The sequence below is a fragment of the Micavibrio aeruginosavorus EPB genome (assembly GCF_000348745.1).
In the GTDB taxonomy this organism is placed as follows: Bacteria; Pseudomonadota; Alphaproteobacteria; order Micavibrionales; family Micavibrionaceae; genus Micavibrio; species Micavibrio aeruginosavorus_A.
This window is the reverse complement of the sequence record NC_020812.1, coordinates 2,071,267-2,095,992: the sequence shown is the minus strand read 5'-3', so window position 1 is coordinate 2,095,992 and position 24,726 is coordinate 2,071,267. Positions and strand designations below refer to the sequence as shown.

The following is a 24,726-nucleotide window of genomic DNA, read 5'->3' as shown; positions in this document are numbered from 1 at the left end:
GGTTTTAGGAGAGCTTAGACTATGGCACGTTCAGTCTGGAAAGGTCCGTTTGTTGATCGCCACGTTCTGCAAAAAGTGGAAAATGTGCGCAGCAGCGGCAAAAAAGAAGTGATTAAAACCTGGTCCCGTCGGTCCACGATTCTGCCGAACATGGTAGGTCTGACCTTCGGTGTACACAACGGTCAGAAATTCCTGCCCGTTCTGGTGACCGACCAAATGATCGGCCACAAGCTGGGCGAATTCGCGCCGACCCGTACCTACAAGGGTCACAGCGCCGATAAAAAAGCCGGCAAGTAATTAGCTGATAAGCGATTGAAAGCAGTAAAGGACGAACCCAATGGGACAGGATGCAAATAAACGGCGCGCAGCAGCCAACGAAGCTCAGGCCATGGCCAAATATGTGGGCTCCAGCCCGCGTAAGCTGAACCTGGTTGCGCAAATGATCCGCGGCAAAAGCGCGGCCAAGGCGCTGGTTGACCTGGAATTTTCCACGAAGCATGCCGCACGCGATGTACAGCAAGTGCTGAAAGCTGCCGTGGCAAATGCGGAAAACAACCACAATCTGGATGTTGACCGTTTGTATGTTGCCGAAGCCACCGTTGGCAAATCGGTGAAAATGCGCCGCTTCCGTGCCCGTGCACGTGGTCGCGTAGGTCCGGTTGAGAAGTTTTTCAGCAACTTGACCATCGTTGTGCGTCAGCGCGACGCCGACTAAGCGAATAAACAGAGCGCATATAAAAGAGATTTGAAGGAGCAATAAGGTTATGGGTCAGAAGGTTAATCCTATCGGTATCCGCGTCGGTATCAACCGCACCTGGGATTCCCGCTGGTTTTCCGACCGCAACTATGCCGATCGGCTGGTTGAGGATCTGAAGCTGCGCGAATACGTGAAAGACAAGCTGAAAGCCGCAGGCATCAGCAAAGTCATCATCGAACGCGCTGCCCAGAACACGAAAGTAACGATTCACGCGGCTCGCCCGGGTGTGATCATCGGTAAAAAAGGCGCCGACATTGAGAAACTGCGTAAGGATCTGTCGATCCGCGGTGGTTCCGATGTTTCGCTGAACATTGTTGAAATCCGCAAGCCGGAAGTTGACGCACAGCTGGTTGCTGAGGGCATTGCCCAACAGCTGGAGCGCCGCGTGTCCTTCCGTCGTGCAATGAAGCGCGCCGTACAAAGCGCACTGCGTCTGGGTGGCCAGGGGATCCGTGTTAACGTATCCGGTCGTTTGGGCGGTGCTGACATCGCACGTACCGAATGGTACCGCGAAGGCCGCGTGCCTCTGCACACACTGCGTGCTGATCTGGATTACGGCTTTGCCGAAGCATTGACGACCTTCGGGATCATCGGTGTGAAGGTATGGATCTACAAGGGCGATGTCCTGGAGCATGATCCGCTGGCCCGCGACAAGCGCACTGAAACGACCCCGGCTTCTACCCCGCGTGGTTAATGACTGAATTTGAACGATTGAAGATGTGAGCGAAGACGATGCTGCAACCGAAAAAGACAAAATACCGCAAACAGCATAAAGGCCGTATCCACGGTCTGGCCACCAGCGGTGCGACTCTGGCTTTCGGCTCTTATGGCCTGAAAACCCTGGATCCGGATCGTCTGACCGCGCGTCAGATCGAGGCAGCCCGTCGTGCGATCACCCGTGCGATGAAACGTCAGGGTAAAGTCTGGATCCGCGTATTCCCGGACGTCCCGGTATCCAAAAAGCCGCTGGAAGTGCGGATGGGTTCCGGTAAAGGCGCCCCGGAATTCTGGGCCGCACGGGTAAAACCGGGCCGTATCCTGTTCGAACTGGACGGTGTACCGGAAGATGTAGCACGCGAGGCTCTGAGCCTGGCTGCGGCCAAACTGCCGGTTAAAACGAAATTCATTGCCCGTATTGGCGAATAAGCCCCGGGCCGAGTGTTAGGAGACGCGATATGAAAGCGGAAGACATTAAAGGCAAAACCGCCGACGAGCTGAAAAAGATGCTTGTTGACCTGAAACAGCAGCAAATGACCCTGCGTTTCCAGAAGGCTGGCGGCCAACTGTCCAATACGGCACAAATCCGTGGCCTGCGCCGCGATATCGCCCGTATTCAGACGGTTTTAGAACAACAAAAAGGCGGTCCGACCGCGGCAAAGGCGAAAAGCCCGAAATCCGCGAAAAAGACCAAAGCCGCTTAATAGAGATACGTAGGTAAGGAGCAAATACATGCCACGTCGCATTCTGGAAGGCAACGTCGTCAGCGACAAGATGGACAAAACCGTTACGGTTCTGGTCGAACGCCGCACGATGCACCCGGTGTACAAAAAATACATCCGGAAATCCGATAAATATGCTGCACATGACGAGCAGAATATGTATAAAGTCGGCGACCGCGTGCAGATCGAGGAATGCCGTCCTATCTCCAAGCGCAAATCCTGGCGCGTGGTGGCAGGTCTGGGCGATGCCGCGACCCGTCAAGCTCCGGAAGTGACCGAAAAGGCCGCTGCTGAGCCGAAGGCGAAAAAAGCTCCGGCGAAAGCTGGCGCGAAAACCGCCGCAGCAAAGAAACCGGCCGCGAAGAAAACCGCAGCCAAGAAAAAAGACGCCTAATAAGGCGAATTGAAACGACCAAGTTTGAACGATTAAAGAAGGCAGAACGATCATGATCCAGATGGAATCAGAACTCGATGTAGCCGATAACAGCGGCGCGAAACGCGTTCAGTGCATTAAAGTACTGGGCGGGTCTCACCACAACTCCGCGAATATCGGTGATATCATCGTTGTTTCGGTAAAGGACGCCATTCCGCGCGGCCGCGTTAAAAAGGGTGATGTTCACCGCGCGGTTATCGTGCGCACGGCCCATGGTCTGAAGCGCGCCAACGGTGAAAAAATCCGCTTTGACAGCAACTCTGTTGTGCTGATCAACAAGCAGGGCGAGCCGATTGGTACCCGTATCTTTGGCCCCGTGACCCGTGAGCTGCGTGGCAAGGGCTACATGAAAATTATTTCTTTGGCGCCAGAGGTGCTGTAATGAGCAACGCAAAATTGAAAATCAAAAAGGGCGACAAAGTCGTCGTTCTGACTGGTAAAGACAAGACCAAAACCGGCGAAGTTCTGAAGGTATTCCCGGAAGACAACCGCGTTCTGGTTCAAGGTATCAACCTGGCGAAAAAACACACGAAGCCGTCGGCGACGAGTGCAGGTGGTATCGAGACCAAGGAAATGCCGATCCACGCTTCTAACGTGGCTCTGATTGATCCGAAGTCGAACAAGCCGACTCGAGTGGGTTACACGACCCTGAAGGACGGTAAAAAGGTCCGCGTAGCACGACGCTCCGGCGAAACTCTTGATAAATAAGTGATGAAGGATACGGCGATGACAACGAAGCCCCGTTTCCAGGTGATGTACGAAAAAGACATCAAACCGGCGCTGAAACAAAAATACGGTTACAAGAACGATATGCAGATCCCGCGTCTGGATAAAATCGTTCTGAACATGGGCGTAGGCGAAGCCACGACCAACCGCGCACACATTGAAAACGCTGTGAACGACATGGCGCGCATCTCCGGCCAGAAGCCGCTGATCACGCACGCTCGCAAAGCGAACGCCTCCTTCAAAATTCGTGAAGATATGGCGATCGGTTGCAAAGTGACCCTGCGTCGTGCGCACATGTATGAATTCCTGGACCGTCTGGTTACGATTGCGCTGCCGCGCGTTCGCGACTTCCGTGGCATTAATGGCCGCAGCTTTGACGGTCGCGGTAACTATGCGATGGGCCTGAAGGAGCAGATCGTGTTCCCCGAGATCGACTACGATAAAGTTGATCAAATGCGCGGGATGGACATCATCATCTGCACCACGGCGAAATCCGACGAAGAAGCAAAAGAGCTTCTGCGCGGTTTCATGATGCCCTTCCGCAACTAATACGATTGAGATACTTGGAGGATAAGGCCTATGGCTAAGACATGTTCAGTGATCCGGAACGACAAACGCCGCAAATTGGTTAAGCGTTATGCAACCAAACGTGCTGCGCTGAAAGCCCAGATCAGCGATCGCGCGGCATCGCCGGAAGATCGTTTCAAGGCTGTTCTGGAACTTGCGGAACTGCCGCGTAACTCGGCGAAAAACCGTGTTCGCAACCGTTGCGCGCTGACCGGTCGTCCGCGTTCCAACTATCGCAAGTTCAATCTGTGCCGAAATGCACTGCGTCTTCTGGCATCCCGTGGCGAGCTGCCCGGTGTGACGAAGTCGAGCTGGTAACCAGCGGCTGGTCCTTTTTATAAGGGGCCGCACAGGACCAAACGAAGTTTTTTTAAGAAGGAAGAACAAACGATGTCAATGAGCGATCCACTTGGAGATATGCTGACCCGCATCCGTAACGGTCAAGGCGCAAAGAAAGAGGTTATTACCTGCCCTGCGTCGAAACTGCGTGGACGGGTTCTGGACGTTCTGAAACGCGAAGGCTACATCCGTGGCTGGAGCGAAACGAAAAACGATCGCGGCCATGCTGAGCTGCAGATCGAACTGAAATATGACCAGGGCCAGCCGGTGATCCAAGAGATCAGCCGTGTGTCCAAGCCGGGTCGTCGTGTTTACGTGAAAGTGACGGAAATTCCGCGCGTTTACAACGGTCTGGGTATCGCTGTTGTGTCGACACCGAATGGTGTTATGGCCGACCACGAAGCCCGTGAACAGAACGTTGGCGGCGAAATTCTCTGCCGCATCTTCTAATTTTGAAAGGTTGAAGCGATGTCCCGGATTGGCAAAAACCCCGTGATCGTTCCCGATGGTGTAACCGTCGAAGTAAAAGGCCAGGACGTGAAGGTAAAAGGCAAGCTCGGTGAGCTGAGCCTGACCGTACACGAAGCTGTGTCCGTAAAGTTGGAAGAGGGCGGCAAGCAAGTCGTTCTGGCGCCGCTGTCGGAAGAGCGTAAACTGCGCATGCTGTGGCCGACTTTCCGCAACCACATCAAAAACATGGTTGTGGGCGTGAGCGAAGGCTATACCAAGAACCTGGACATCCAGGGTGTTGGTTATCGTGCAAACCTGCAGGGCAGCACGCTGGTTCTGCAACTGGGTTACAGCCACGACATTCAGTATGCAGTTCCGAGCGACATTAAAGTTGCCGTAGAAAAGCAAACGAAAATCAGCATTTCCGGTATCGACAAACAAAAAGTCGGTCAGGTTGCTGCGGAGATCATCTCCTACCGTCCGCCAGAGCCGTACAAAGGCAAAGGTATCCGTTACGAGGGTCAGCAGATCCTGCGTAAAGAAGGCAAGAAGAAGTAAGAATTAGAGGCAAGAGGACCGTATCATGGCCAAGGGTTTGACAACACAACAACGCCGCACGTTCCGGACGCGCAACAAGCTGCGTCAGGTTAACGTAGCACGTTCCGGGCAAAAGCTGGCCCGTCCGCGTCTGTCTGTGCATCGCACCGGCAAAGGCATCTATGCCCAGGTGATTGATGATGTGCGCGGCGTTACGCTGGCGGCAGCATCGTCGATGGACAAAGAGCTGAAGCTGAAAAACGGCGGCAACAAAGAAGCAGCTCACAAAGTGGGCGTTCTGGTTGCTGAGCGCGCGAAGAAAGCTGGCGTTACGCTGGTTCAATTCGACCGTGGCAGCTACGTTTATCATGGCCGTGTTAAGGCTGTGGCTGACGGTGCCCGTGAAGCCGGTTTGGAATTCTAAGGATTTATTGAGGAGCTAAGGATTAAACATGTCCAGCGCAGAAGCAACAGCAACACCGTCTGACAACAAACGCGAACGCGGTGGCCGCGATCGTGATGGCAAGGGTGGCAAACGCCGCGATGACCGCAACAGCGGTGAACCGCGTGAGCGTGAAGAGTCCGAGCTGATCGAGCGCCTGGTTGGCATCAACCGCGTTGCCAAAGTGGTAAAGGGTGGTCGCCGTTTCGGTTTCGCTGCTCTGGTCGTTGTTGGTGATGGCAAAGGCCGCGTTGGGTTCGGCAGTGCCAAAGCTCGCGAAGTTCCCGATGCAATCCGCAAAGCCACCGATCAGGCCAAACGCGCCATGATCCGCGTGCCGCTGCGTGAAGCCCGCACACTGCACCACGATATTGCTGGCCGTGATGGCGCCGGTCGCGTATTCCTGCGCTCCGCCCCTCCGGGTACCGGTATCATCGCAGGTGGTCCGCTGCGTGCGATTTTTGAAGCCCTGGGCGTTCAGGACGTTGTGGCCAAGAAAATTGGTTCCAACAACCCGTACACCATGGTGAACGCGACCTTCGCTGCCCTGAAAGGCATGCAAAGCCCGCGTCAGGTTGCTTCCCGTCGCAGCAAAAAAGTTGGTGACATCGTTGCCAGCCGTGAAGCTGCCCGTGGTGCCGCTGAGCAAGCGATTGCCGCAGCTGAAGAAGAATAAGTCGATATACGTTTAATATAGAGGACCGATCCGATGTCTGAGGAAAAAGCGAAAAAGGCTGCCCCGAAAAAGGCCGCAAAGTCCGGTAAAATGGTGCGCGTGACGCAGATCCGCAGTGCTGCCGGTCGCTATGACTATCAGGAAGCCACGCTGAAAGGCCTGGGCCTGAACAAGATCAACCGCTCCCGCGAACTGGAAGATACTCCGTCCGTGCGTGGCATGATCAATGCGGTACAACACCTGGTGAAAGTTGAAGACGTCGCCTAATTGGCTCGTCTTTCTGTGAAGGAAAGGTTCTAACGATGAAACTCAATGAGCTGCAACCCCAAGAGGGTTCCGTTAAGCGCCGCATGATCGTCGGCCGTGGCATCGGCTCCGGCAAAGGCAAGACTTGCGGCCGTGGCGTAAAAGGTCAGAAAGCCCGTACCGGCGTTTCGATCCAAGGCTTCGAAGGTGGTCAGATGCCTCTGTACCGTCGTCTGCCGAAGCGTGGTTTCGTGAACATTTTCGCGAAAGATTACGCGGAAGTGACGCTGGCCCGCCTGCAGGAAGCCATCGACTCCAAAATTCTGGATGTTAAAGGCGTTGTTGACGAGAAAGCATTGGTGAAAGCCGGTGTGATCCGCCGCAGCAAAGACGGCGTTCGTCTGCTGGCCAAAGGCACGCTGAAATCCAAAATCGACCTGAAACTGTCCGGTGCGACCGATGCGGCTGTGAAAGCTGTTGAGAAGGCCGGCGGTAAAGTCGAAATCTCCGTATTCGAGCCGAAGCCGTTTGGCAAAAAAGCCACCGGCGAGAAAAGCGGCAAGGCGAAGAAGAAGAAATAATTGGCTGCTCCGTCGGAGCGCTGAAAGAGATAGAAGCCCGGTTGGAGAAATCCACCGGGCTTTTTCTTTTTTATGGCGTGCCCGTGCGCCGCGCGTCTTTTGACCGACGGGACGGGAAAAAGACTGTGATCCTCCATGCTTAGGGCTTGTATCGGCCTCCTGTTTTCTCTAAACCTTTAAGGGTCTGCGCGCCCCTTTTGGGCTCCGCGCTCTTTCGTGTTTTGTATCGTATTGATCAAGGTTTGAAGCGATGCCATCTGCCGTAGAACAGCTTGCAAAAAATGCCAATTGGGGTGCGCTTGCAAAAGCGACCGAGCTGAAAAAACGTTTGCTGTTTGTGATTCTGGCCCTGCTGGTTTACCGGCTGGGGACATACATCCCGGTCCCGGGGATCAACCCGCATGTGTGGGCTGAAATCTTCACGCAAAAGGGCGGCGGCATTCTGGACATGTTCAACATGTTCTCCGGTGGTGCGCTCCAGCGTATGACGATTTTTGCGTTGAACATTATGCCGTACATTTCGGCTTCGATTATCATGCAGTTGGCGTCGTCCATGTCGCCGAAGCTGGAAGCGATGAAGAAAGAAGGCGAAAGCGGCCGCGCCAAGATCAACCAATATACCCGCTTCCTGACGGTGATGCTGGCAACGGTGCAGGCCTATGGTCTGGCTGTCGGTCTTGAAAGCATGCAGGGTGCCAGCGGCTCCGCCGTGATTGATCCGGGCATGTTCTTCCGTATCTCGACCGTTATCACCATTGTCGGTGGTACCGTGTTCCTGATGTGGCTGGGTGAACAAATTACTGCGCGTGGTATTGGTAACGGTATCTCGCTGATCATCTTCGCCGGTATCGTGGCGGAATTGCCGCGTGCGATTGCCAGCACGCTGGAACTGGGTCGTCAGGGCACGTTCAGCTTTGTTGAGCTCTTCGTTATGGCGGCGATGGTTGTTGCCGTGATCACCTTCATCGTGTTCATGGAGCGCGCACAGCGCCGTGTTCTGGTGCAATATCCGAAACGCCAGATTGGCAACGGCATGATGGCGGGTGAACAAAACCACATCCCGCTGAAGCTGAACACCGCCGGTGTTATCCCGCCGATCTTCGCGTCGTCCCTGTTGCTGTTGCCGTTGACCATCGTTGGTTTCTCCGGTGCATCGGGCAATGACTTCACGGCGACATTGGCGCAGTGGCTGCAACACGGTTCGCCGATTTATATGTTGCTGTATGGTCTGCTGATTGCATTCTTCTGCTTCTTCTACACCGCGATTGTTTTCAATCCGACCGAGAATGCGGACATGTTGCGCAAATATGGTGGTTTCATTCCGGGTATTCGTCCGGGCAAGGCCACGGCGGATTATCTGGATTACGTTCTGACCCGTATTACGTTGGTCGGTGCGGCGTATCTGTGCCTGATCTGTCTGCTGCCGGAAGTGCTGGTGGCGCGTGCCGGGATGCCGTTCTATCTGGGCGGGACCAGCTTGCTGATCGTTGTGTCGGTGACGATGGACACGGTTGCGCAAATCCACTCCCACATGATTGCCCATCAATATGAAGGGTTGTTGAAGAAAGCGAAATTAGGAGGCCGTCGTCGATGATGAACCTGATTCTTCTGGGCCCACCGGGCGCAGGCAAAGGCACGCAGGCAAAAAAGCTGGAAGACAAATACGGTCTGAAGCAGCTCTCCACCGGTGACATGTTGCGCGCCGAAGTGGCCGCAGGCACCGATTTGGGCAAGCAGGCGAAAGCCGTTATGGATGCCGGTGGACTGGTGTCGGATGACATCATCATCGCGATGATCGAAAACCGTATCCAACAGGCCGATTGTGCCAAGGGTGTGATTTTCGACGGCTTCCCGCGCACGGTGGCGCAAGCCGCAGCGTTGGAAACGATGCTGGCGAAAAAGGGACACCCGTTGCTGGCCGCAATTGAATTGCAGGTTGATGAAGCCATTCTGGTTGATCGCCTGAACAAGCGCGTCGCCGATATGCAATCGCGCGGTGAGCCGGTGCGCAGTGACGATAACGAAGCAACGCTGCGTAAGCGTTTGCAGGAATTCCGCAACAAAACGGCACCGATCATTCCGTTCTATCAGGGGAAGAGCTTGCTCCGTTCTGTTGACGGTATGGCCAGCATTGATGTTGTGGAAGCCGCGATTGATAAAATCCTGGTCGGCAGTGGGGCAGGGGCCGCGCCCAGTGCGCCATCGGCTCAGCACCCGTAAAATAATTTTTTAAGGGCCTCCTGATGATCAATCCGGGGGCTCTTTTTTATTTCACAGATTGATTTTTTGATGAGGTTTGAAATGACGCAATTGGTCCAAGCCAAAGACTACGATCCAATCATGATGGATGATGCCGATTTGGCTCCGATTTTCAACGCGGTGGCGGCCGCGGTCAATCCGAATGAATTGCAGGCCTATGTTATGGCGATCGAGGCGCGGGACGGTGCGCCCCTGACTCCGGTGGATTTGCACAGGATTGCCCATTACCCCAAAAGCCTGGCGCGCAGTTTTTCAATCGTCGTTTCGGCCAATCTGGGGATTGCTCTGGGTGGTCTGGGCCAGGCCCACGATGTGCCGACATTGACCCGGGCCCTGACTCAGGTTCGGGATGATGGGGTGGCGCATTTTCAGGCGCAGCGGCAGCCGGGGCGGGACGTGCATGCGCGCGTTCATAACGCCCATGCCATGTTAATGGGGGCGGTCTATCGCTCCTATTGTGATCAGCTGGTTCTGAATTTACCCTAACAATTTCCATAAATAGAAGATTCGGGCCAAAAGGTCGGTTTTGGATCGCTTTTTGACGGTTTTGGCGACCGGGTTTTGCCGGGAATCTGTTTTCCAATAAAAGGCCGTAAAAACCGCAGTTTTCCACAGCTTTTTCTATTGACGCGGGTGCGGAAATGGCTATACTCCGCCCGTCTTTCCCTGTGGGAAGGACTCTCAATTCCGTTGTAAATCAGCGGCTTGAGGTTGGTATACGAACCGGCGTCCCCTTGGTTTTGGCCTCGCGGATTTTACGGTTCGGTTTGAAATCGACAATCAAAGGAGAAAGAAAGTGGCACGTATTGCTGGTGTCAACGTTCCCGATAAGAAACGCGTTCCAATCGCGTTGACTTATATTCACGGGATCGGCCGTACGACGGCGTTCAAAATGTGCGAAAAACTGGGCCTCGATGTTCAGCGTCGCATGCACGAACTGACCGAAGATGAATTGAACCTCATCCGTAAAGAAATTGAAAACGGTGGTTTCCTGATCGAGGGTGACCTGCGCCGTGAAATTTCCCTGAACATTAAACGTCTGATGGACATGGCTTGCTATCGCGGCCTGCGTCATCGTCGTAACTTGCCTGTTCGCGGCCAACGCACGAAGACCAACGCGCGCACGCGCAAAGGTCCGGCGAAGCCGATCGCAGGTAAGAAACAAGCAACCAAGAAATAAGTAACGGAGGCATAAGATCATGGCTAAGGCTGAAAAAGCTGGCGTTCGTATGCGCCGTAAGGAACGTAAGAACATCACCTCTGGCGTTGTCCACGTGAACTCGACGTTCAACAACACCATCATCACCATCACCGACGCACAGGGTAACACCGTGTCCTGGTGCTCTTCGGGGACGATGGGTTTCAAAGGGTCTCGTAAATCCACCCCGTATGCTGCACAGGTTGCCGCTGAACAAGCTGGCCGCAAGGCACAGGAACACGGGATGAAAGAACTGGATGTTGAAGTGAAGGGCCCGGGTTCGGGTCGTGAATCCGCACTGCGCGCTTTGCAGTCGATTGGCTTCACCATTCGTTCGATCAAGGACATTACGCCGATCCCGCACAACGGCGTTCGCCCGCGCAAGCGTCGTCGCGTTTAATAAAATTTGGGTCCGGTCCCTGCGCTTCGCGGGGGCCGGGTCTTCTCTTTGCGTTACGATATGATTCTGAAAGACTGTTGAGATAAAGGGGATTCACCTTGATACAGAAAAACTGGCAGGAACTGATTAAACCGTCGAAAATTGACATCGAACATGGCTCTGATGCCCGTTCGATCGGCAAAATCGTGGCCGAGCCGCTGGAGCGTGGTTTTGGTCTGACGTTGGGCAACGCCCTGCGCCGTATTCTGCTGTCCTCTCTGCAAGGTGCGGCTGTGACCGCTGTGCAGATTGATGGCGTTCTGCACGAGTTCTCCTCCATCGAAGGCGTTCGCGAAGATGTAACGGACATCGTTCTGAACATCAAAGCAATCGCTGTGCGTATGCACGTTGAAGGCCCGAAGAAAATGCGTTTGCACGCTGAAGGCCCGTGCGAAGTGACCGCCGGCATGATCGAAGCTGGCGCTGACATCGAAATCATGAACCCGGACCTCGTGATCTGCACGCTGGACAAGGGCGCGAAACTGAACATGGAAATGACGGTCAACACCGGCAAGGGTTACCGCCCGGCTGCGCTGAACCGTCCGGAAGAAGCGCCGGTTGGCCTGATCCCGGTTGACTCCGTGTTCTCCCCGGTTCGCAAAGTATCCTACGACGTTGAAAATGCCCGCGTTGGTCAAATCACCGACTTTGACAAACTGACGCTGAACATTGAAACCAACGGCGTGATCTCTCCGGAAGATGCAGTGGCCTATGCCGCACGCATCATGCAGGACCAACTGCAAGTCTTCATCAACTTTGAAGAGCCGAAAGCAGCCGAGTCCCGTGAAGAAGCACACGAACTGCCGTTCAACAAAAACCTGCTGCGCAAAGTTGACGAACTGGAACTGTCCGTTCGCTCTGCAAACTGCTTGAAGAACGACAACATTGTTTACATCGGTGACCTGGTTCAGAAATCCGAAGCCGACATGCTGCGTACGCCGAACTTTGGCCGCAAGTCGCTGAACGAGATCAAGGAAGTGCTGACCATCATGGGCCTGCATTTGGGTATGCAGGTTGAGGGCTGGCCGCCAGAGAACATCGAAGACCTGGCCCGTAAAGTTGACGAGCCGTTCTAATCTGAATTTGTGGGATGCCGCGTCCTTGTGATATCGGCATCCTGCATTAAACGGGCATGGTGCCCGCCTCTGTCTTCAATGCTTTTTGTTTTTGGCATGTCGATGGAAAACACAATGGTTCTTCCGAGGAAGACCGCAGACGTTGGAGTGAAGTAAATGAAACACGGTATTAAACAGCGTAAATTGGGCCGTAAATCCCAGCACCGCAAAGCCACATTCGCAAACATGTCGGCCGCACTGGTGAAGCATGAGCAGATCACGACGACTCTGCCGAAAGCCAAGGAACTGCGCCCGTTCACCGAGAAATTGGTAACGCTGGCGAAAAAAGGTGGCCTGGCCAACCGTCGCCGCGCCATCGCAATCATGCGCGACGAAGTACAAGTTGGTAAATTGTTCGACGTTCTGGCCGATCGTTACAAAGACCGTAACGGTGGTTACATCCGCATCATGAAAGCCGGCTTCCGTTATGGCGACGCCGCTCCGATGGCTGTGATCGAATTCGTTGATCGTGACGTATCCGCAAAAGGTCAGGACAGCGGTCCGACCATGCTGGGTGAAGACGTTGCAAGCGAATACGAAGTTGGCGAAGAAGGCGAGCTGAAAGAAGCCAAGGCGAAAAAGGCCCCGTCTGCAAAACCGGCCGCTAAAAAGCTGGCTGCGAAGAAAGCTGCGCCGAAAAAAGACGCCGCTGAAAAGAAACCGGCTGCTAAAAAAGCCCCGGCAAAGAAAAAAGAAGCTGAAAAAGACGCGGAATAATCCCGTTTTCAGTTTTAAGGAAACAAAGGCCACCGTTTCGGTGGCCTTTTTTCTTGTGATTTTTGGGGCGGGGCTTTGGGGCGGATTCATGTATCATGGTGGTATGACCAGCGCCCCGGCCTATCCGAAAGATTTGCCAATATTGACCAGCCTGCGATTTTTTGCGGCCATGGTCGTGGTGATTCATCATTTTCGCTATTTCGCGCCCTTTGATCTGTTGGCCTATACGGGTTTCCTGCATGAGGGATATCTGGCGGTTGATTTCTTTTTTATTCTCAGCGGCTTTATCCTGACGCATGTTTATGCCCCGCAATGGCAAGCGGGCAAAATGCGGGCGGGGGATTTTATTGCGCGTCGTTTTGCGCGGATCTATCCGCTGCATTTCGTGACATTGCTGTTTATGGTTGGCGTCGCGTTGACACCGTTTCGTTTTGGTCCTGTGGGGCCTTGGCCTGGTGAGTTTCCGTTTCTGTCTTTGCTGAATAATTTTTTAATGATCCAAAGCTGGGGCATGGATGGTGGTTTGACCTTTAATGTGCCGTCCTGGTCGATTGCGGCGGAATGGTTTGCATATCTGTGCTTTCCTTGGCTCCTGCCTCTTATGATGGGGCTGCGCCCTGGGCGTGCGTTGCTTGTTGTCGCCGGGTTGTACGCCTATGTGTGGCTGATGTCTTTTAGTATGGATCCAACGCGGCCCTTTACGACATACAGTTTTGATTGTTCGATCCTTCGGGTTATGCCGGATTTTATTTTGGGCATCGCTTTGTACCGCTGGTCTGCGACACGCCCTGTTTTAGGGGCCGCCGGGGTGCAACTTTTCGCGGCGGCTTGTCTGGCCATTGCGCTGATGCACGTGCGGACGCCCGATATTATTTTGATCCCAATTTTTTGTTGGATGATCCGTTTGGGTGCGGATATGTCGCGGATGCCCCAGGATGCGACGGGTCAAAGGCCGGCGACCTGGCTGGCGCGCAGTTTTCCAGTCTGGCTGGGGGACATTTCCTATGCGTTGTATATGGTGCACTACCCGGTGATGGTTGTTGTTCTGCTGGTGGCCCACGCGGTGCTGTCGGAAGAAATGTATGCAAAATTCTTTCCGCTTCTGGCCATGGCTGTGGTTCTGGCCAGTGTGGCGTTTTCGGCGCTTCTTTACAGAATCTTGGAGGTGCCCGCGCGCCGTTCTGTTTATACGCTCCTGATGACAAGGACCCCCTTGAGACGGGCCCCCGATCATTCTAAATAATAGGGTTATGACCCGTTTTATTGCATCTTTATTGGCCGTTCTTTGCCTGTCCGCCCCGGCTTTGGCACAGGATATGCCGCGTGCTGTCCCGCAATCACAGGCGCAGGCGAACCTGTCCTTTGCGCCACTGGTGCAGAAGGTGGCCCCGGCGGTGGTGAATATTTATACCAGTCGCACCATCACCCGCCGCGCCCATCCGTTCATGAGCGATCCGTTTTTCGAACAGTTTTTTGGTGATGCGTTTCCGTACTCTGGCGGGGGATTGACGCGGCAGAAGGTCGAAAATGCTCTGGGTTCTGGTGTCATCGTTGATGCGGATGGGGTGGTGATTACCAACGTCCATGTGATCGATGGTGCGGATGAAATTCGTGTTGTGTTGGCGGATGGCCGGGAATTTCCGGCCCGGGTCAGCGTGCGCGACGAACCATCCGACATTGCGGTTTTGCGCGTCGATGCAGAGGGTGAAAAACTGCCCTTCGCACCGTTGCGGGCCAGTGAAACGGCCCAGGTGGGGGATCTTGTTTTGGCCATCGGCAATCCGTTCGGTGTCGGCCAGACGGTGACCAGCGGGATTATTTCCGCCTTGGCGCGGTCCAGCCTGAATATCAATGATTTTAATTTCTTTATCCAGACCGATGCGGCCATTAACCCCGGCAATTCCGGTGGGCCGCTGGTGGCGATGGATGGCGGCGTGATTGGCATTAACACGGCCATTTATTCGCGTGACGGCGGGTCGCTGGGGATCGGCTTTGCCGTTCCATCCGAAATGGTGATGAGTGTGATGGACGCCGAAGAAAATGCCGTCGATGGGCGCCGCAGTGTGGTGCGCCCATGGCTGGGCATTACGGCGCAGAGTGTAACGGCTGATATTGCTGAATCCCTCGGCCTTGATCGTCCGGCGGGCGTTCTGGTGGCCAAATTGCACGCGGCCAGTCCGCTGCATAAGGCCGGAGTGAAGGCTGGCGATTTGATCGTGGCCGTGAATGGCCACACAATCGCCGATCCGTCGGAAATGAAATATCGCATGGCCACGACCAAGATTGGTGGCAAGGCGGATATGACCATCCTGCGTCAGGGTAAAACCCGCGATGTAAAAGTGGCCGCCATTGCCCCGCCGGATGAGCCGGCGCGCAAAAAGCAATTGATCAAGGGTGAAAACCCGTTATCGGGGGCGACGCTGGTCAACATGAATCCGGCGGTGGTGTCCGAACTGGGCTTCGGCGATGCCAGTGACGATCATGCCGGCGTGGTGGTGATCGGTGTAGAGGAACGCTCGATCGCAACGCGCTTCGTTCGCCCCGGTGATAAGGTGGTTGAGGTCAATGGCAGGGTTATTGAAACAACCGATGATGCGAAGCAGGCCTTGTCCCGCCCGGGCCGCGGTGGCGTTTGGGCCATCACGCTGGAGCGCAATGGCCGGACGCAGCAGATTGTTATTCGGTGACGCGGGTCATTGATCCTGCGATTTGGGCGGTGAATATGTCAATAATGAGAGCTTGTCTTTAGGGCGAAACCCCCGTATTTTGCCCCCATGGCCACGTTGTTTGACCCCGCAGAAACCCCGGAATCCGACGATTCCCAAGCCCATGGCCCCCGGCCTTTGGCGGATTTGTTGCGTCCGCGTGAATTGGCGGGGATTGCGGGTCAAGACCACCTGACGGGGGCGGACGGGGCCATTGGCCGGATGGTGGTCAACAACCGGATCGTGTCGATGATTTTGTGGGGGCCGCCGGGCTGTGGCAAGACCACGCTGGCGCGCATTCTGGCCGGGCATACTGATCTGCATTTCGAACAAATTTCGGCGATCTTTTCCGGCGTGGCGGATTTAAAGCGCGTGTTCGAATCTGCGCGCCTGCGCCGCCGGAATGGCAAGGGTACACTCCTTTTCGTCGATGAAATTCATCGCTTCAATAAATCGCAGCAGGATGCGTTCCTGCCCGTGGTGGAGGATGGCACGATCACATTGATCGGCGCGACCACGGAAAACCCATCCTTTGAATTGAATGCGGCGTTGTTGTCGCGGTGTCAGGTTTTTGTCCTGAAACGTCTGGACGATGCGGCGATTGAAAAATTGTTGCAGGCGGCGGAAACCCATATGGAGCGGGCCTTGCCGTTGGATGCGTCCGCACGCGACGCGTTGAAAGCCATGGCGGATGGGGATGGACGTTATGCCTTAACCATGGCGGAGCAGGTGTTCGCGCAGGCACGGGACGGCGATCTGTTCGACATTGCCGCGCTGACCGCGCTCGTCAATCGCCGCGCGCCGTTGTACGACAAAAAGGATGATGGTCATTACAATCTGATCAGCGCGCTGCATAAATCCGTGCGCGGGTCGGATGCGGATGCGGCGCTGTACTGGTTCTGCCGCATGCTGGAAGGGGGCGAAGACCCACGGTTTATCGCGCGCCGCATCACGCGTATGGCGGTGGAAGATATTGGCCTGGGTGATCCGGGTGCGCTGAGCCAGGCCGTGGCGGCGTGGGACACATATGAACGGCTGGGCAGTCCGGAAGGGGAGTTGGCATTGGCGCAGGCCTTGGTCTATATGGCCACCGCGCCGAAATCGAACGCCGTGTATAAGGGCTATAACCGCGCCAAGATGGTGGCGCGGGACACCGGGTCACTGGCACCCCCGGCGCATATCCTGAACGCACCGACCAAATTGATGAAAAATCTGGGGTACGGGGCGAATTATGCCTATGACCACGATGATCCAGATGCTTTTTCCGGCCAGAACTATTTTCCTGACGGCATGGCGCGCGAAATCTTCTATAATCCTGTCGAGCGTGGATTTGAGCGTGAATTGCGCAAGCGCGTGGATTACTGGGCCAAATTGCGCGCCCGCAAAAATGCGGAAGGGGATGAATAATGCAAACCATTCTGGCCATTGCCGCGGGCGGTGCGATTGGATCGGTGGTGCGCCATCTGCTGAATAATGGCGTGGCGGCGTTTGTTCCATCCGGTTTTCCGTGGGGCATTCTGGCGTGCAATGTCATCGGCTCGACGCTGATGGGTGTTTTGATTGGTGTGTTCGCGTTGTCTGCCGAAGCCTCCGCACCATGGCGGGCGTTTTTGATGGTGGGGGTTTTGGGCGGGTTTACGACATTCTCCGCCTTCTCCGCCGATACGATTTTGTTGTGGGAGCGTGGCGCATTCACGCAAGCGGCGTTGTATGTCGCGCTCTCCGTTGGTTTATCGCTGGCCGGGCTTGTCGCCGGGCTGGCCTGTGTACGAGGAATTCTGTCATGAGTGACGACGATCAATTTGCCGACGATCAGGATATGGATGATGTATCCGCTGATGAAACCCCCTCCGACGAAAAATCGGGCGGCGTGCGCCAGATCGTCGTTGAAATGGGCGATGATGGGCAGCGTCTGGACCGCTGGCTGAAAAAATATGCGCCGGACCTGCCCTATGCGCTGGTGCAGAAGCTGATGCGCAAGGGGCAAATCCGCGTCGATGGTGGCCGTGTCAAAACGGATACGCGTTTGAACGCCGGGCAAACGGTGCGCTTGCCGCCCGCTGGGTCTGGGGCGGCCGTTGGTAAAACCGACACATGGTTCCGTCCGCATCCGGGTGATGCGGATTTGATCCGGTCCATGGTGATTTATGATGATGGCGAAGTCGTCGCGCTGAACAAGCCCGCGGGCATCGCGGTGCAGGGCGGTATGAAAATCGCGCGCCATATTGACGGGCTGCTGGAGCATCTGGCGGATCGCGATGGGGTGAAGCCGAAACTGTGCCACCGTCTGGACCGGGATACGTCCGGTGTGCTGTTGCTGGCGCGTGACCGCGAAACGGCGAAGCGTCTGGGCCGCGCGTTTGAGGGGCGCAATATCCGCAAATATTACTGGGCCCTGACCGCGCCCGCACCGCAGATGAATGACGGTGTGATCGATGCGCCGTTGATCAAGGGCGATGGTCCGTACAAGGATATGATGATCGTCGATGCCGAAAACGGAAAATTTTCCCGCACGGAATTTCAGGTGATTGAACGCGCCGGCCCGGCCGCCGCGTTCGTGATGTTCTGGCCGCGCACGGGCCGCACGCACCAGATCCGCGTGCATGCGGCGGAAGGTGGTTTTCCCCTGATCGGTGATGAAAAATACGGCCACGCCGATCCGGAAAAAGATGATGCGCGCATCAACATGATCCACGACATGAATTTGGCCCCGCGGTTGCATTTGCATGCCTGGCGGATTGTTGTGCCGCACCCGACCCGCAAGGGGATGATTGATGTAACCGCGCCGCTGGCCGATGATTTACGCAAAAGCTGGAAGGCCTTTGATTTCCGGCCCCAGATCGACCACGATCCGTTCGCCAACGTCGAGTTTTAATCTTTTTATATCAATGGGTTAAATTCATCTTTGAGGCTTTGCATTCACGACCTTGGTGCTATACTCAATCCAAGATCTTGTTCAGGGCCCTATGAATTTTAAAGAGCAGTGTAAAAAATGAGCGATTTTCTATCGTCCCCATCCCGCAATTTGTTTCTTGCCGGTGGTTTGGCCGTGGTTTTGCTGGGTGGTTTGACCGCCCTGGTGCTGGCCACCAACAAACCGGTTGAGGAAGCCCCGAAGGGTGGTTTGCTGGCGTTCGAAAAAACATGTGGCGCTCCGGCCGATGTGGGCCGTGCCATTCCCGAAGAATGCAAGACGACAGACGCCATCAATGCGACATTCGGTATCAATCTGATGCAGGAGATTGAGCGCATTCACGTGCGCATGGTGTCCACCGCGCGCCGCATTGAATCGGGTGAATTGTCTGATCCGGCGAAATATGATGCGTGCGTGGCCGAAGGGCTCTGCGCCCCTGTCCCATTGTTGCCGCCGGATGTGGATGTCAGCACATTGGACCCGCAATCGACCGATTACCTGACCGAGCGCACAGCGTTTTGGGGTTTGGTCGAAGATCGCGCATTGGGCCGTGAGGTGTGCCAGTTTATCCGCCCGTGCGATATCGCCATGAAAACCGGTGCGATGCAGTTTGAAAGCGTGATGCCGCAGGTGCAAAGCACGCCGGTTCCGTCCGCCGACCAAATCATTATCCAACAGGATAGCGCTTCCGATGAATAAACGATCAAAGGGTCGGTTTTTTCTCCGATTGCTCATGGTGTTTGCCGTGGCGATTGGGGTCAGCCTTGGTGCGCTGTATCTGCTGGGCGGTGACAAGGCAATGTTGCGTGTCGGTCTGGAGGGGAATTTATCCCAGGCCAGCGGTTACGATGTGCGGATCGGCACGTTGAACAACGCGTCATTTTTTCCCTTTCTTGAAATTGATATGGCTGACGTCCGGTTTCACCAACCCATTCCGGGCATGGTGATTGACGCGGGCCGCGTGCGGGCGCCGGGGCGCGTTGATGCCGTGACCGAAAAACCAATGCCGGGTCCTGTTGTGGCCACGGTGGATTCGGCGAAGTTAAAGGTCAGCTTCGGCGACCTGATCCTGTCACGGACACGGTTCCGCGTGTTGGATATACAGGGCGTTCGTATTGATCAGGCGACGACCGGATATCGCGCGATTGCACTGGACCGTGTGGGGATTGATGCGGATCAATCGGCGTTGGTTGTGTCGGGTATGTATGGTGATGACGGTGTGTCAATGCGCCTGGATATGCACAATGACGGCAATGAAGCCAAGCCCGTCTGGCGGGTACGTGACGACGCGATTTTGACGGCATCGATCGGGCCGGTATCGTTGGAAACCGGGTTTGATACGGGTTTGCTGGGTGGTGCGGTGCTGAACATTACGCAATTCGGCTTGACCGGATACCCGGTCGTGGGGGCGATGAAAATTGGGCGGCATAATGGCGGCCTGCGTCTGGCGGGCGAACCGGAATTGACGTTGGGTTCATTTAAAATGACCCCTGATATTACAGTGGGTGACACGACGGCGGATGCGGCAAAAGTGCACGGCACATTGCGGGTGTCTGGTGCGGATGCGGCGGCGTCGGAACTGGCAGATTTGTATGCGGCGCTGGCCGCGTTGGCGACGCCTGTCCCCGGGACCAAGGCGGCGCAGAATGCGGCCTCCTTTTGGAATGCTGCGCTGGATCACGTTCAGGTGAGTGAGGGCGATGCGGCGGGCCAAGCCGTTCCCTTGCGCGCCAGTGCGTTTTTGAAAATTTTACAGTCGGCACCGACGGATTCCGCGCCATGAAACGGTTTTATAAAATGGTGACCGCGCAGGCCGAGCAAGGCGGTGGGTTCTCCATTCGTCTTGATGGCAAGCCTGTCAAAACCCCGTCGGGGCAGATGGTTGTGGCCCCAACGCGCGCATTGGGTGAGGGCATTGTGGCGGAATGGGCGGCGCAGGGCGATCACATTCTTCCCGATACCATGCCGTTGACGCAAATCCTGATCACGGCGCTGGATCGTGTGGCGCATGAACGTAAAACCATGACGGATATGGTGGCCGGCTATCTGGATACAGATTTGCTGTGCTATCAGACGGAGGATCCGCCGGAACTGGCCGCGCAACAGAACGCGGCCTGGGCCCCGGCGCGCGATTGGTTTGCGCGTGTGTCGAGTGTGACATTGACGGTGACGCCGGGTTTGGCCGCCGTGCGCCAGCCAGAGGCTGCGCATCAATATATCCGCCGCGCGATGGATGGAATGGACCTCTTCGAATTTACCGCCTTTCAATTGGTCACCGTGGTGTCGGGGTCGGTTGTGCTGGGGCTGGCTTTTATGGACGGGGCGGTCACGCCGGACGATGTATTTATCGCCGCGCATGTCGAAGATTTATACCGCGCCGAAATTTATAACGAAGAATTATACGGCCCGGCTCCGCATCAGGAAAAACAGCGCGCGGCCATGCGTGCGGACCTGAACGCCGCCCGCGACTTTCTGGATCGATTGGGGCATTAAAACGGATTTTTCGGGTGGGCGATGCGATACCCGCCCATGGCGCGGCGCAATCCCTTGGCCAGCCGATAGACGATATACAGATAGCCCGGAGCCCCAACGGCCAGCGTCAGGTTTTTGAGTTCGCGGATCATGGGGTGCTCCATGTCCCCGGCGGCCATCAGGCTGGCCAGATCGCCGAACTGGGCGAATGTGTAATGGGTGTAAATATAATACCCGCCAATGGCTGCCGCGACGAAGATCAGGGCAGAAAACACCCACAGTGTGATATTCAAAAAATTCATATGGTTGGCCAGAAGGCTTTCGCGATCCGCATGACGACGCAGGAAACCAATCATGCCCCATGTGAACAACAACAACAGTCCAGAGAACAACGCCACGCCCGCATGGGGCGTCAGTTGCAAAATGAACGATGCGCACAACGTGCCATAAACGGCGGTCACCGTTTTTTGGTCCTTGTTTGGCGCGGGTTTGTCATGTTTCGGGTTTTGATCCGGAATGTCGATCTCGCTCATCACGTTCTCCCAAACAATCGTTCGATGTCTTTTAATCCCAAAGTAATATAGGTCGGTCGGCCATGATTGCACTGGCCGGATTTGGGCGTGGCTTCCATCTGGCGCAGCAGGGCGTTCATTTCATCGACATTCAAAACCCGCCCCGACCGCACGGACCCGTGACAGGCCATAGTGGAGAGCAGGGCATTGATGCGGTCTTCCAGGCTTTGGGTGCTGCCCTGTTCGGCCAGTTCGTCACAAATATCGCGCACCAGGCGGGAAATTTCCGCACGGCCCGACAACAAGGCGGGCACGGCCTGCACCGCCACGGCATCCGGCCCGAACGGTTCGATGCGCAGGCCCAGCTGGTCCAGTTGCTCCGCCGCGTCCATCAACCGGGCGATGTCGGTGTCATCCAGCGTGATGATCTCGGGGACCAGCAATCCCTGCGATTCAATCCGGCCCGCATCCATGACCTGCGCCTTGAACCGTTCATAGGTCAGGCGTTCATGCGCGGCATGCTGGTCGATAATCACCATGCCGTTTGCGGTCTGGGCAATGATGTAATTTTCATGGATCTGCGCGCGCGCCGCGCCCAGCGGGAAATCCTGATCCTGAAGCGCCGCAATGGTCGGGGCGGTTTCGGACCGCGCGGCGGGTTGCAGGGGGCTGAGTGGACGATAATTTTCATACGCGCGTTCCGCCAGCCCGTAAGACGGGGCGGGTGTGTAGGAATAGGCCAGATTGCCGGTGCCATAGGACGGCGTATGCGGTGTGTTACTGGCGGTCGATTGTAATGCGGCCAAGGTGCGGTCGGATAATGTCGTGGCCGATCCTTGCCCCGCTTTCTGCATCATCGTGTGGCGGATCGACCCGACCAGCAGGCCACGCACCCCGGCGGAATCACGGAACCGCACCTCGGCCTTGGCCGGGTGGACGTTGATATCGACTTCGGTCGGGGGCAGGTCGAGGAACAGCACGGCGACGGCATGGCGATCACCGGGCAGCAAATCGGCATAAGCCCCGCGCATCGCGCCTTGCAACAATTTGTCGCGCACCGGGCGGCCATTGACGAACAGATATTGGTTTTGCGACGTCCCGCGCGACCATGTTGGCAGGCCGGCATAGCCCTCCAGCCGGACACCATCGCGTTCGGCCTCAATCGCCACCGTATTGGCGGCGAAGTCAGCCCCGAGCAGGGCAGAGAGGCGGTCACGGCGCTGATCCCACAAATCACCTTGTGTCGCGGCGGACAGGGACAGGCTCAACGCGTCATTGTGGGTCAGGCGGAAACCAACCGCCGGAAACGCCATGGCCAGGCGCATCACGGTGTCCTTCACTGCGGCATATTCGGCCTTGTCGCCTTTCAGGAATTTCAGGCGGGCGGGTGTGGCGTAAAACAAATCGCGCACTTCGACGCGGGTGCCTTCGGGGTGGGCGTGTGGGGTGGGGGCGTCTTTGCGGCCACCTTCAACTTTTATTTCCCATGCTTCGTTCGGGGTTTCGCGCGCGCGGCTGGCGATGCTCAGGCGGCTGACCGCGCCGATCGAGGGCAAGGCCTCGCCCCGGAAACCGAGCGTGAAAATATTCAGCAGGTCGTCGCCCTTTAATTTGGATGTCGCGTGACGGTCGAGGCAGGCGATGAGTTCATCATGCGCCATGCCGATGCCGTTATCGCTGATGCGGATCAGGCTTTTGCCGCCATCGCGCAAATCAATCGTGACCGATGTGGCCCCGGCATCAATGGCATTTTCGACCAGTTCTTTGACAGCGGCTGCGGGCCGCTCGATGACTTCACCGGCGGCGATCTGGTTGACCAGTGTTTCTGGCAAATGACGAATGCGCATAGGGGCAGATTAGCGGCTGGGGCGGGACGAGTCAGCCCAAAAATCGGAAAAATCCGGGGTTTTACCCCAGTTTGCGGTCGCTGATCACGTCGTTCAGCAGGGCACCGTGGAAATCGGCATTATCCAGAATCGCGCCCGTCAGGTCGGCCCTGCGCAAATCACAATCATGCATAACGGCGTAAGACAAATCCGCCCCGACCAGAAGACAATCAGCCAGTACGGCGTTGCTGAGGATCGCATAGCGCAGATTGGCCCCGGACAGGTTGACGCGTTGCAACCGCTTCGACCCATCGGGGTTGGGGAAGATCAGCGGCGACAAATTTGCCCCGACCAGATTGGCGCGGGAAAATAATCCGTTCTTCAGCGATGTGCCGCGAAAATCGGCATTGGCCAGTTTCGTGTCGCGGAAATCAGCGCGGTCCATCACCGCGCTTTGCAGGCTGGCCCCTTGTAAATCCTGATTCAGGAAGTTAGCCCCCACAGCCTTGACGGCGGTGAGCGAGAATTTTTTGAGATTCAAAACATGGCGCAAATCATAACCGGATAAATCCAGCCGTGTGCCCGATTTTCCCGCCGTTGCGATCCATGCGGTATGTTCTTCCAGTAATTGTTCCAATGTTTTGCCAAGCGCTTCCAGCTTGCTGCCCATTTTATCTTCGGTCAGGGCGTCGGTCATATTTGTGCCCGCCGTTTCGGCTTCGTCCAGTTTTGTGCCGGAAATAATGGACGATTTCATGTTGGCGTTTTTCAGGTTTGATCCCGTAAAATCAGCCCCGGACAGGTTCGCGCCTTCAAAGTTCGCGTTGGAAAAATCGGCGTCGTTGACGATGACACCGGACAAATCGGCGTCGGAGAAGTCTGCATAATTTGCGCTGGCCCCGGACAGGTTGGTTTCCGACAAACGCGATCCGCTGAAAATCGTTTTGGCTTTGGAATTGTTGATGCTGCCCGACAATGTTTTGTTGGTCGGGTTGCGTTCCAGAATAACGCCTTCGCGCATGTCGGCCTTTTCAAAATCGGCCCCGGTCAAATTCGCGCCAACGACCGTTGCGCCGCGAAAATCGGCGCGGGCGAAACAGGCGTTTTCCAAATTGGCCCCGCGCATGTCACAGGCAAAAAACGACACACCCTTGAATGTCGCATTCGACATATTGGCGTTGATCAGGATGGACCCGGTGAAATCGGCCTGTGACAAATCGCCCTTGCGGAAATGCAGGCCGGATAAATCTTTGAATTTTACGACCGCGCGCGCACCGCCCCGTATGCCGCTGATGAAGCGCATATGCTTGCGGATGATTTCATCCAGTTCGGACTGCGTCAGTTTTTGCAGGCCAGTACTCATCGGGCGGGGTATC

At 55.9% G+C, this 24,726-nt stretch carries 32 protein-coding genes and 2 pseudogenes; 31 read left to right on the top strand and 3 right to left on the bottom strand.

All coding sequences use genetic code 11. From position 1 onward, the window contains the following. The first annotated feature begins 21 nt into the window (after window positions 1–21). The 31 genes and pseudogenes from rpsS (at window position 22) to A11S_RS09710 (ending at window position 21,033) form a co-directional block, all read left to right on the top strand. Window positions 22–297, top strand: a complete 276-nt coding sequence (gene rpsS / locus A11S_RS09860) for a 30S ribosomal protein S19 (protein WP_014103660.1) — start codon at window positions 22–24, stop codon at window positions 295–297. 40 nt (window positions 298–337) lie between these two features. Next, window positions 338–715: a 50S ribosomal protein L22 gene (rplV, locus tag A11S_RS09855; RefSeq protein WP_014103659.1), complete on the top strand. Its 378-nt coding sequence runs from the start codon at window positions 338–340 to the stop codon at window positions 713–715. Between the two features lie 49 nt (window positions 716–764). Then, window positions 765–1,451: a 30S ribosomal protein S3 gene (rpsC, locus tag A11S_RS09850; protein ID WP_014103658.1), complete on the top strand. Its 687-nt coding sequence runs from the start codon at window positions 765–767 to the stop codon at window positions 1,449–1,451. A gap of 38 nt (window positions 1,452–1,489) precedes the next feature. Beyond that, window positions 1,490–1,903, top strand: a complete 414-nt coding sequence (rplP, locus tag A11S_RS09845; protein ID WP_015468372.1) for a 50S ribosomal protein L16 — start codon at window positions 1,490–1,492, stop codon at window positions 1,901–1,903. A 29-nt stretch (window positions 1,904–1,932) separates the two neighbouring features. Beyond that, on the top strand, window positions 1,933–2,178 hold the full coding sequence (gene rpmC, locus A11S_RS09840) for a 50S ribosomal protein L29 (protein ID WP_014103656.1): 246 nt from the start codon (window positions 1,933–1,935) through the stop codon (window positions 2,176–2,178). 28 nt (window positions 2,179–2,206) lie between these two features. Further along, window positions 2,207–2,461 (top strand): annotated as a pseudogene (gene rpsQ, locus A11S_RS12095) (30S ribosomal protein S17); the annotation flags it as partial. Window positions 2,462–2,642: 181 nt separating this feature from the next. Continuing rightward, window positions 2,643–3,011 carry a 50S ribosomal protein L14 gene (gene rplN, locus A11S_RS09830; protein ID WP_014103654.1) on the top strand — a complete coding sequence of 123 codons (369 nt, stop codon included), beginning with the start codon at window positions 2,643–2,645 and terminating at the stop codon, window positions 3,009–3,011. Then, window positions 3,011–3,337 (top strand): 50S ribosomal protein L24, encoded by a 327-nt coding sequence (rplX, locus tag A11S_RS09825; protein ID WP_014103653.1) that lies wholly within the window; start codon window positions 3,011–3,013, stop codon window positions 3,335–3,337. The genes rplN and rplX overlap by 1 nt, the downstream gene beginning before the upstream one ends. An 18-nt stretch (window positions 3,338–3,355) precedes the next feature. Beyond that, window positions 3,356–3,904, top strand: coding sequence for a 50S ribosomal protein L5 (gene rplE, locus A11S_RS09820; protein WP_015468371.1), 549 nt, complete (start codon window positions 3,356–3,358; stop codon window positions 3,902–3,904). A 30-nt stretch (window positions 3,905–3,934) separates the two neighbouring features. Further along, complete coding sequence (gene rpsN / locus A11S_RS09815; protein ID WP_041802690.1) at window positions 3,935–4,240, top strand: 30S ribosomal protein S14; 306 nt, start codon at window positions 3,935–3,937, stop codon at window positions 4,238–4,240. Window positions 4,241–4,312: 72 nt separating this feature from the next. Further along, window positions 4,313–4,711 carry a 30S ribosomal protein S8 gene (gene rpsH, locus A11S_RS09810; protein ID WP_015468369.1) on the top strand — a complete coding sequence of 133 codons (399 nt, stop codon included), beginning with the start codon at window positions 4,313–4,315 and terminating at the stop codon, window positions 4,709–4,711. Between the two features lie 18 nt (window positions 4,712–4,729). Continuing rightward, window positions 4,730–5,269: a 50S ribosomal protein L6 gene (gene rplF / locus A11S_RS09805; protein WP_015468368.1), complete on the top strand. Its 540-nt coding sequence runs from the start codon at window positions 4,730–4,732 to the stop codon at window positions 5,267–5,269. 25 nt (window positions 5,270–5,294) lie between these two features. Then, window positions 5,295–5,672: a 50S ribosomal protein L18 gene (gene rplR / locus A11S_RS09800; RefSeq protein WP_015468367.1), complete on the top strand. Its 378-nt coding sequence runs from the start codon at window positions 5,295–5,297 to the stop codon at window positions 5,670–5,672. 28 nt (window positions 5,673–5,700) lie between these two features. Further along, the gene (gene rpsE, locus A11S_RS09795) at window positions 5,701–6,366 is read left to right on the top strand and encodes a 30S ribosomal protein S5 (RefSeq protein WP_015468366.1); all 666 of its coding nucleotides are present in this window, start codon (window positions 5,701–5,703) and stop codon (window positions 6,364–6,366) included. Window positions 6,367–6,399: 33 nt separating this feature from the next. Next, window positions 6,400–6,633, top strand: a complete 234-nt coding sequence (rpmD, locus tag A11S_RS09790; RefSeq protein WP_015468365.1) for a 50S ribosomal protein L30 — start codon at window positions 6,400–6,402, stop codon at window positions 6,631–6,633. A gap of 35 nt (window positions 6,634–6,668) precedes the next feature. Continuing rightward, complete coding sequence (gene rplO / locus A11S_RS09785; RefSeq protein WP_041802687.1) at window positions 6,669–7,193, top strand: 50S ribosomal protein L15; 525 nt, start codon at window positions 6,669–6,671, stop codon at window positions 7,191–7,193. 250 nt (window positions 7,194–7,443) lie between these two features. Then, entirely contained in the window at window positions 7,444–8,787 is a 1,344-nt protein-coding gene (secY, locus tag A11S_RS09780; RefSeq protein ID WP_015468363.1) for a preprotein translocase subunit SecY, read from the top strand. Then, window positions 8,787–9,413 carry an adenylate kinase gene (locus A11S_RS09775; protein WP_041803159.1) on the top strand — a complete coding sequence of 209 codons (627 nt, stop codon included), beginning with the start codon at window positions 8,787–8,789 and terminating at the stop codon, window positions 9,411–9,413. The genes secY and A11S_RS09775 overlap by 1 nt, the downstream gene beginning before the upstream one ends. An 81-nt stretch (window positions 9,414–9,494) precedes the next feature. After that, window positions 9,495–9,938 carry a hypothetical protein gene (locus A11S_RS09770; RefSeq protein ID WP_015468361.1) on the top strand — a complete coding sequence of 148 codons (444 nt, stop codon included), beginning with the start codon at window positions 9,495–9,497 and terminating at the stop codon, window positions 9,936–9,938. 310 nt (window positions 9,939–10,248) lie between these two features. Further along, window positions 10,249–10,632, top strand: coding sequence for a 30S ribosomal protein S13 (rpsM, locus tag A11S_RS09765; RefSeq protein WP_014103641.1), 384 nt, complete (start codon window positions 10,249–10,251; stop codon window positions 10,630–10,632). Between the two features lie 19 nt (window positions 10,633–10,651). Next, on the top strand, window positions 10,652–11,050 hold the full coding sequence (gene rpsK, locus A11S_RS09760; RefSeq protein ID WP_014103640.1) for a 30S ribosomal protein S11: 399 nt from the start codon (window positions 10,652–10,654) through the stop codon (window positions 11,048–11,050). A gap of 98 nt (window positions 11,051–11,148) precedes the next feature. Then, window positions 11,149–12,165, top strand: a complete 1,017-nt coding sequence (locus A11S_RS09755; RefSeq protein ID WP_015468358.1) for a DNA-directed RNA polymerase subunit alpha — start codon at window positions 11,149–11,151, stop codon at window positions 12,163–12,165. A 156-nt stretch (window positions 12,166–12,321) separates the two neighbouring features. Next, window positions 12,322–12,708 (top strand): annotated as a pseudogene (gene rplQ, locus A11S_RS12090) (50S ribosomal protein L17); the annotation flags it as partial. A 316-nt stretch (window positions 12,709–13,024) separates the two neighbouring features. Continuing rightward, complete coding sequence (locus A11S_RS09745) at window positions 13,025–14,164, top strand: acyltransferase family protein (RefSeq protein WP_148285135.1); 1,140 nt, start codon at window positions 13,025–13,027, stop codon at window positions 14,162–14,164. A gap of 7 nt (window positions 14,165–14,171) precedes the next feature. Continuing rightward, a complete protein-coding gene (locus tag A11S_RS09740) occupies window positions 14,172–15,608 on the top strand; it encodes a Do family serine endopeptidase (protein ID WP_015468355.1) in 1,437 nt (478 codons plus the stop codon). Window positions 15,609–15,695: 87 nt separating this feature from the next. Beyond that, window positions 15,696–17,033 (top strand): replication-associated recombination protein A, encoded by a 1,338-nt coding sequence (locus tag A11S_RS09735; RefSeq protein ID WP_015468354.1) that lies wholly within the window; start codon window positions 15,696–15,698, stop codon window positions 17,031–17,033. Next, entirely contained in the window at window positions 17,033–17,413 is a 381-nt protein-coding gene (gene crcB / locus A11S_RS09730) for a fluoride efflux transporter CrcB (protein WP_015468353.1), read from the top strand. The genes A11S_RS09735 and crcB overlap by 1 nt, the downstream gene beginning before the upstream one ends. Beyond that, the gene (locus A11S_RS09725; protein WP_015468352.1) at window positions 17,410–18,501 is read left to right on the top strand and encodes an RluA family pseudouridine synthase; all 1,092 of its coding nucleotides are present in this window, start codon (window positions 17,410–17,412) and stop codon (window positions 18,499–18,501) included. The genes crcB and A11S_RS09725 overlap by 4 nt, the downstream gene beginning before the upstream one ends. A 117-nt stretch (window positions 18,502–18,618) precedes the next feature. Continuing rightward, window positions 18,619–19,239: a hypothetical protein gene (locus A11S_RS09720; protein ID WP_015468351.1), complete on the top strand. Its 621-nt coding sequence runs from the start codon at window positions 18,619–18,621 to the stop codon at window positions 19,237–19,239. Continuing rightward, a complete protein-coding gene (locus A11S_RS09715; protein WP_041802684.1) occupies window positions 19,232–20,323 on the top strand; it encodes an AsmA family protein in 1,092 nt (363 codons plus the stop codon). Before A11S_RS09720 ends, A11S_RS09715 begins: the two co-directional genes overlap by 8 nt. Next, entirely contained in the window at window positions 20,320–21,033 is a 714-nt protein-coding gene (locus A11S_RS09710) for an ATP12 family chaperone protein (protein ID WP_015468349.1), read from the top strand. The genes A11S_RS09715 and A11S_RS09710 overlap by 4 nt, the downstream gene beginning before the upstream one ends. On the opposite strand, the gene A11S_RS09705 is transcribed toward A11S_RS09710, so the two are convergent. From A11S_RS09705 to A11S_RS09695, 3 genes are all read right to left on the bottom strand, one after another. After that, window positions 21,030–21,545: a hypothetical protein gene (locus A11S_RS09705; protein ID WP_015468348.1), complete on the bottom strand. Its 516-nt coding sequence runs from the start codon at window positions 21,543–21,545 to the stop codon at window positions 21,030–21,032. The two genes, A11S_RS09710 and A11S_RS09705, sit on opposite strands and share 4 nt — an antisense overlap. Then, a complete protein-coding gene (mutL, locus tag A11S_RS09700; RefSeq protein WP_015468347.1) occupies window positions 21,545–23,371 on the bottom strand; it encodes a DNA mismatch repair endonuclease MutL in 1,827 nt (608 codons plus the stop codon). The genes A11S_RS09705 and mutL overlap by 1 nt, the downstream gene beginning before the upstream one ends. Before the next feature lie 61 nt (window positions 23,372–23,432). Next, window positions 23,433–24,713 carry a pentapeptide repeat-containing protein gene (locus tag A11S_RS09695; RefSeq protein WP_015468346.1) on the bottom strand — a complete coding sequence of 427 codons (1,281 nt, stop codon included), beginning with the start codon at window positions 24,711–24,713 and terminating at the stop codon, window positions 23,433–23,435. Window positions 24,714–24,726 lie beyond the last annotated feature (13 nt).

What these genes read in the sequence shown, in the direction of transcription:
- rpsS (WP_014103660.1), top strand. Translation starts at nt 22, where the DNA reads ATGGCACGTTCAGTCTGGAAAGGTCCGTTTGTTGATCGCCACGTTCTG.
- rplV (WP_014103659.1), top strand. Translation starts at nt 338, where the DNA reads ATGGGACAGGATGCAAATAAACGGCGCGCAGCAGCCAACGAAGCTCAG.
- rpsC (WP_014103658.1), top strand. Translation starts at nt 765, where the DNA reads ATGGGTCAGAAGGTTAATCCTATCGGTATCCGCGTCGGTATCAACCGC.
- rplP (WP_015468372.1), top strand. Translation starts at nt 1,490, where the DNA reads ATGCTGCAACCGAAAAAGACAAAATACCGCAAACAGCATAAAGGCCGT.
- rpmC (WP_014103656.1), top strand. Translation starts at nt 1,933, where the DNA reads ATGAAAGCGGAAGACATTAAAGGCAAAACCGCCGACGAGCTGAAAAAG.
- rplN (WP_014103654.1), top strand. Translation starts at nt 2,643, where the DNA reads ATGATCCAGATGGAATCAGAACTCGATGTAGCCGATAACAGCGGCGCG.
- rplX (WP_014103653.1), top strand. Translation starts at nt 3,011, where the DNA reads ATGAGCAACGCAAAATTGAAAATCAAAAAGGGCGACAAAGTCGTCGTT.
- rplE (WP_015468371.1), top strand. Translation starts at nt 3,356, where the DNA reads ATGACAACGAAGCCCCGTTTCCAGGTGATGTACGAAAAAGACATCAAA.
- rpsN (WP_041802690.1), top strand. Translation starts at nt 3,935, where the DNA reads ATGGCTAAGACATGTTCAGTGATCCGGAACGACAAACGCCGCAAATTG.
- rpsH (WP_015468369.1), top strand. Translation starts at nt 4,313, where the DNA reads ATGTCAATGAGCGATCCACTTGGAGATATGCTGACCCGCATCCGTAAC.
- rplF (WP_015468368.1), top strand. Translation starts at nt 4,730, where the DNA reads ATGTCCCGGATTGGCAAAAACCCCGTGATCGTTCCCGATGGTGTAACC.
- rplR (WP_015468367.1), top strand. Translation starts at nt 5,295, where the DNA reads ATGGCCAAGGGTTTGACAACACAACAACGCCGCACGTTCCGGACGCGC.
- rpsE (WP_015468366.1), top strand. Translation starts at nt 5,701, where the DNA reads ATGTCCAGCGCAGAAGCAACAGCAACACCGTCTGACAACAAACGCGAA.
- rpmD (WP_015468365.1), top strand. Translation starts at nt 6,400, where the DNA reads ATGTCTGAGGAAAAAGCGAAAAAGGCTGCCCCGAAAAAGGCCGCAAAG.
- rplO (WP_041802687.1), top strand. Translation starts at nt 6,669, where the DNA reads ATGAAACTCAATGAGCTGCAACCCCAAGAGGGTTCCGTTAAGCGCCGC.
- secY (WP_015468363.1), top strand. Translation starts at nt 7,444, where the DNA reads ATGCCATCTGCCGTAGAACAGCTTGCAAAAAATGCCAATTGGGGTGCG.
- A11S_RS09775 (WP_041803159.1), top strand. Translation starts at nt 8,787, where the DNA reads ATGAACCTGATTCTTCTGGGCCCACCGGGCGCAGGCAAAGGCACGCAG.
- A11S_RS09770 (WP_015468361.1), top strand. Translation starts at nt 9,495, where the DNA reads ATGACGCAATTGGTCCAAGCCAAAGACTACGATCCAATCATGATGGAT.
- rpsK (WP_014103640.1), top strand. Translation starts at nt 10,652, where the DNA reads ATGGCTAAGGCTGAAAAAGCTGGCGTTCGTATGCGCCGTAAGGAACGT.
- A11S_RS09745 (WP_148285135.1), top strand. Translation starts at nt 13,025, where the DNA reads ATGACCAGCGCCCCGGCCTATCCGAAAGATTTGCCAATATTGACCAGC.
- A11S_RS09740 (WP_015468355.1), top strand. Translation starts at nt 14,172, where the DNA reads ATGACCCGTTTTATTGCATCTTTATTGGCCGTTCTTTGCCTGTCCGCC.
- A11S_RS09735 (WP_015468354.1), top strand. Translation starts at nt 15,696, where the DNA reads ATGGCCACGTTGTTTGACCCCGCAGAAACCCCGGAATCCGACGATTCC.
- crcB (WP_015468353.1), top strand. Translation starts at nt 17,033, where the DNA reads ATGCAAACCATTCTGGCCATTGCCGCGGGCGGTGCGATTGGATCGGTG.
- A11S_RS09725 (WP_015468352.1), top strand. Translation starts at nt 17,410, where the DNA reads ATGAGTGACGACGATCAATTTGCCGACGATCAGGATATGGATGATGTA.
- A11S_RS09720 (WP_015468351.1), top strand. Translation starts at nt 18,619, where the DNA reads ATGAGCGATTTTCTATCGTCCCCATCCCGCAATTTGTTTCTTGCCGGT.
- A11S_RS09715 (WP_041802684.1), top strand. Translation starts at nt 19,232, where the DNA reads ATGAATAAACGATCAAAGGGTCGGTTTTTTCTCCGATTGCTCATGGTG.
- A11S_RS09710 (WP_015468349.1), top strand. Translation starts at nt 20,320, where the DNA reads ATGAAACGGTTTTATAAAATGGTGACCGCGCAGGCCGAGCAAGGCGGT.
- A11S_RS09705 (WP_015468348.1), bottom strand. Translation starts at nt 21,545, where the DNA reads ATGAGCGAGATCGACATTCCGGATCAAAACCCGAAACATGACAAACCC.
- mutL (WP_015468347.1), bottom strand. Translation starts at nt 23,371, where the DNA reads ATGCGCATTCGTCATTTGCCAGAAACACTGGTCAACCAGATCGCCGCC.
- A11S_RS09695 (WP_015468346.1), bottom strand. Translation starts at nt 24,713, where the DNA reads ATGAGTACTGGCCTGCAAAAACTGACGCAGTCCGAACTGGATGAAATC.